The sequence below is a fragment of the Empedobacter sp. UBA6745 genome, assembly GCF_002453775.1.
Taxonomy (GTDB): Bacteria; Bacteroidota; Bacteroidia; order Flavobacteriales; family Weeksellaceae; genus Empedobacter; species Empedobacter falsenii_C.
Genome location: NZ_DKHL01000035.1, coordinates 1 through 4,705, shown reverse-complemented (window position 1 = coordinate 4,705; position 4,705 = coordinate 1). Strand labels below are relative to the sequence as shown.

Genomic DNA, 4,705 nt, shown 5'->3' with positions numbered 1-4,705 from the left:
CATTTATTTTGACAACGTACAATCTACCATTTTGAGGAACTATATTTTCTCCAAAAATTCTAGATTTTACATTGATTAAATACTTCGAATTGTTGTAAGGCGAATTTTGTGAATTTAACTTAAAAAGTGTTATTGTATTTGGCTTGCTTAATTCTTTTAGATCATTTATTCCTTTTACTAATTGTAAAGGACCGTCTGCATTTATCCAATCTATTTTTTCATTTTCTGGAGTAGGAAACTGAGGATTTTTTGGCATATACATTTCACTATCTATAGTATAACTAACAAAACTTGTTGTTTTAATATTTGATTTTTTTAATTCAGAAGCGAATGTTCCTCTCCCATTTTCAGTTGCATTTTGCAAAACGTGATAATAACCAAAAAGACCATAAAATTTTTCATTTTCAAGTTTCAATTTTTTGATTGTATTCTTAAAATTATTTGCCATTGCTAAATCTCTGGACTCTTTTGAGTTATCGTCAAAATTTTTGTCAATCCCAATTACTTTTATTTTTAATGAATCTGCTATTTTTTGATTATAGTCATATATTTCATTCCATTTATCAAATAATTCTTGACTAGACTGTTGTGGTATTCTTTTCTTTATTGCTAATACTACTTCTTTTAATGTTTCCCTATCTTTCAAACTATCCTCCAAAAAAATATTTATTTTTTTTGCTGTTATGCTATCCATTTCTGCTATATAGTATCTCACACCTAACTTTCTATTTAAGAAAAAAAGTAGCTCTTTATCTAATTTTTGATTATCTGCATATCCATGAATTTCGCCTAGCAGAAAAACCTTTGATTTATAAAAATCATTATCAAATAGTTTTTCATCAATTGAATTTGTAACGTCAGTTTTATTTTGAGCTAAATATGACAAATTACTCTCATTTTTTGATTCTAAAAACAATTTATTACTTATAAAAAAGTAAATAAATACAAGTATAAAAATGCTTAAAATTGATATGAATATAAACTTAATGATATTTAAAAATTTTTTCATTGTGATTTGATTATATGTTAATTATTTTGATTCAAAAATATTAGCGATCTTTATAATGTTCAAAAATAAAATGATGAGTTGATGTTTTTTTATGATGAACTGTAAATCAAGTATTAAAATTTATAATATCTCACAATTTTTAAAATTATAATGGGATTAACTTAAAAGATAAAAAATAATAAATTAAATAATTTTATAAAAGCTCTCTACCATGGATAAAATTAACTACGAATTTATTAAAGATATTATTGAAGTAGAAAAATGTTCTGATCACAATGAAAGTCCAAAGTTTATTGAAACAAAAGATGGCTTTAGAATTATCGCTTGTTGTGATGATTTTAGAACTAGAACGATAGAAAAGTCAACCATTTTAATTACTGAACAATCTCTCAAAAATGTATTGAGTATTATGAAAAAATATTTAAAATAAGAGTACTTGAAAGATATTAATTGTTGAATTATCATTTTAATTCTGAAGAAAATATTAACAAAAGTATATCTAGTTTAACGGAGATAGCACTTCAAGTTAAATGTAACTCCAAATCGCCTGAATAGTTTACTTAAAATAGTTATTTGAAAAAATACTCAAGAAAATATTCATAATATGTTGATTGAAAAACAAAAGTAAGGTTAACAACTACAAAACTATCAGTAAGCGAAATTGCTTATGAGTAGGGATTGGAATATACTACAAGATTTAAAAAAATAATTCTATAAAAAGGTTAATTTTTCTTCTTTAGAATTTCGAAATACATTTAATTAAAATAATATTATTGTTTTGGATACCGTAATTAACATTAAGGTATCCAAGATTTTATTAATAAAGCATTGACCAAAAAGCAAAAAACCGCTCTCAAAAAATCTAAATTTTTAATTTTTATTGAAAAAGGATTAACGAACTGAAGATTGACAGAGGGTATCGTGAAAGATTTATTGACTTCTACGTCTTATCATCATCATAGTATAAAAGTTCGTTTGATGGATGGACAAATTGGACGAGTGCAGAAAATTATTGAAGACGATTTTTAGAACGAATCAAATTATAAATTAAAAGCTCATATTAGTATTAATAAGAGTTTTTTAATACTTTTTCTTTAACCACAAACTTGCCCTAACTAAAAGTATCAACACAGGAACTTCCACTAACGGACCTATAACACCTACAAATGCTTGTGGAGAATTGATCCCAAATACAGCGATAGCAACAGCAATTGCTAATTCGAAGTTGTTTCCTGTTGCTGTAAATGCAATTGATGCATTTTTATTGTAAGGAACTTTTAGCCATTTATTGATAAAGAAGCTAATAAAAAACATTAGTACAAAATAGATGATTAAAGGGATTGCTATTTTTATGACATCTAATGGTAATTGTACTATTTTATTTCCTTTCAAACTGAACATTAATATAATAGTAAACAATAAAGCATATAAAGTTATAGGCGATATTTTAGGAATAAATTTTCTGTTGTACCATTTCAAACCTTTTGATTTAATCAATGCGTAACGACTAAAAAATCCTGCTAAAAAAGGAATTCCTAAGTAAATTAGTACACTTTCTGTGACATCTTTCATCGATACATTTACATTGAAATTGGCTAACCCTAATTGATTAGGTAAGACATTGATGAATAACCAAACCAAAAAACTGTAAGAAAGTATTTGAAAGATACTATTCAAGGCTACTAACATTGCTGTATACTCTCGGTTTGCTTTGGCTAAATCGCTCCAAACAATTACCATTGCAATACATCTTGCTAAGCCTATTAATATCAAACCTGTCATATAATCAGGTTCGCTTCTTAGAAACAAAATTGCTAAGCCAAACATTAACAGTGAGCCAACAAACCAATTAAGAAATAATGATATACCGATTACTTTTTTATCCTTAAAAGCTTGAGGTAATAAAGAATAATCTACTTTTGCCAAAGGTGGGTACATCATTAGGATCAATCCTATTGCTAACGGAATATTTGTAGTACCGACACTCAATGAGTTTGTAAGGATTGAAATTGATGGAAATAAATAACTCAAACCTATACCGATTGCCATTGCGAGGAATATCCAAAGAGTGAGGTATCTGTCTAAAAATTTTAGTTTCGGTTGCATACTTATTTTGTTATTTGAGAAAAAACATAAAACATTTCTGTTGCTATTTCAGTACTTCTTTGTGTATAAATAAGATTTTGTTGTGGTATACCATCTGAAGTTTTGGGATCTTCGAAGCTTAGGGATATTCTTTTTTCTGCACCCGCAATAAATGGACATTCGCCATCAGCCTGCGAACAAGTCATGATTGCTACAAATTCAGAAATAGGATTGAAAAAATCATCATATTTTTTAGAAAAACCTATGATAGGCAGAGCATTTTCGCTATATTTAATAGCGTAAATTGGATTGTTATTTTCTGCAATTTTGAAAATATGAAAGCCTTGGTTACTTAATGTTTCTACTACTTTTGGAAATAGCGCCGTTTGTTCTGTTCCACCTGAATAACAAAAAACATTTTCAATATGGTAATAAGAAGCTGCCATTTGTGCCCAAACTTGTGAAAAATGGCTTCGGCGTGAATTGTGTCTGCAAATAAAGTTAAGATTTACAGTTTGTCCATTGTCTAATTTTTGTTGAATGTATTCTACTAAAGTCTGTAAAACAGCCTTTCTACCTGTAGATATTGCCTCAAAATTTTGAAAATTAGTTATGTTTTCTTTTAATATTGAATACATTTTTTTTGATTTTTTAACAACATCCTGAGTTTGGTGTGCAACAAGATGACTGAATTTCTGATAATTTTAACTTAGGTTTTTGATTTGAAATACCACACGCATCTTCTGCTAAACAGGCTGTATGTTTATTCTTTAAGACAAAATGTTTTCCATTGAATTCTAAATCATACTTTCCAATTGTTTCGGCTTGATATTCTACTTCTATTTCGCTGTTCTCAATCCCTAATTTACTTTCTGAAAGCTGGATGATGTGAAGCAATTTATTTGGTTTTAAACGATGTTCAAAATCGTCAGCATTCCATAGTTGGAAATTCACGACTTTTTCAGTTCTTATTGTTCCACCACAATCAATAAAGTTTTTGGTGATTTGTCCTACTTCTGTTACGTGGAAATATTCTGGTACAAATGTCCCATCTTCTAATTGAAATTCAACATTGTCTAAATTTGGCAATATCTCTTTGATTTGTTCAAGTGTCATATGAATTGAGTTTTTAAATTTATTTTCTTTATTTATTAATCGTAATATTACGATGGATCTAGATTAAAAAAAAATGCCTTTAACAGCATTGATTAACTTTCACTTCTTGATTAAAGAAAGTAACAAGTTCATTTTGTATCTCTTTCCATACTTTTTCTTCAATACAATAACAAACAGATTTACCTTCTATAGAACCTTGTATAATTCCTATATTTTTTAATTCTTTTAAATGTTGAGAAATCGTTGCTTGCGCTAATCCCAATTCTTCTACCAAATCATTGCAAATACAAGCTTTTTGATTGATAATATGTTGCAAAATAGCAATACGAGCTGGATGTCCTAAAACCTTAAACATTACAGCTAATCTATTTTGTTCTTTTGTAAACATCTCTGTTTTAGTAATTCCCATTTTACATTTTATTACATCGCAATATTACGATATAAATTTTAAATTTAAAACTATTTTTTTATTCAAAAACATTATTTAAACCCGTT

At 27.5% G+C, this 4,705-nt stretch carries 7 protein-coding genes; 2 read left to right on the top strand and 5 right to left on the bottom strand.

Features of this window, described 5'->3' with window-relative positions; genetic code table 11:
• Nucleotides 1-1,009: hypothetical protein (locus tag B4H69_RS10535; protein WP_291093887.1), on the bottom strand; the 1,009-nt coding region annotated here is incomplete at its 3' end.
• 211 nt (nt 1,010-1,220) lie between these two features.
• Between B4H69_RS10535 and B4H69_RS10530 the strand changes: the two genes are divergently transcribed.
• Together B4H69_RS10530 and B4H69_RS10525 are read left to right on the top strand one after the other, a co-directional pair.
• A complete protein-coding gene (locus tag B4H69_RS10530; protein ID WP_180906572.1) occupies nt 1,221-1,439 on the top strand; it encodes a hypothetical protein in 219 nt (72 codons plus the stop codon).
• 476 nt (nt 1,440-1,915) lie between these two features.
• Nucleotides 1,916-2,038 carry a DUF2196 domain-containing protein gene (locus B4H69_RS10525; protein ID WP_180906571.1) on the top strand — a complete coding sequence of 41 codons (123 nt, stop codon included), beginning with the start codon at nt 1,916-1,918 and terminating at the stop codon, nt 2,036-2,038.
• A 51-nt stretch (nt 2,039-2,089) separates the two neighbouring features.
• Here the strand turns inward: B4H69_RS10525 and arsB are convergent, their stop codons facing one another.
• From arsB to B4H69_RS10505, 4 genes are all read right to left on the bottom strand, one after another.
• Nucleotides 2,090-3,115, bottom strand: a complete 1,026-nt coding sequence (gene arsB, locus B4H69_RS10520; RefSeq protein WP_180906570.1) for an ACR3 family arsenite efflux transporter — start codon at nt 3,113-3,115, stop codon at nt 2,090-2,092.
• Nucleotides 3,116-3,117: 2 nt separating this feature from the next.
• Nucleotides 3,118-3,732: a protein-tyrosine-phosphatase gene (locus B4H69_RS10515; protein ID WP_280046351.1), complete on the bottom strand. Its 615-nt coding sequence runs from the start codon at nt 3,730-3,732 to the stop codon at nt 3,118-3,120.
• Between the two features lie 13 nt (nt 3,733-3,745).
• Nucleotides 3,746-4,210: a DUF6428 family protein gene (locus B4H69_RS10510; RefSeq protein ID WP_180906568.1), complete on the bottom strand. Its 465-nt coding sequence runs from the start codon at nt 4,208-4,210 to the stop codon at nt 3,746-3,748.
• Nucleotides 4,211-4,289: 79 nt separating this feature from the next.
• Nucleotides 4,290-4,619, bottom strand: coding sequence for an ArsR/SmtB family transcription factor (locus tag B4H69_RS10505; protein ID WP_180906567.1), 330 nt, complete (start codon nt 4,617-4,619; stop codon nt 4,290-4,292).
• Between the last annotated feature and the right edge of the window lie 86 nt (nt 4,620-4,705).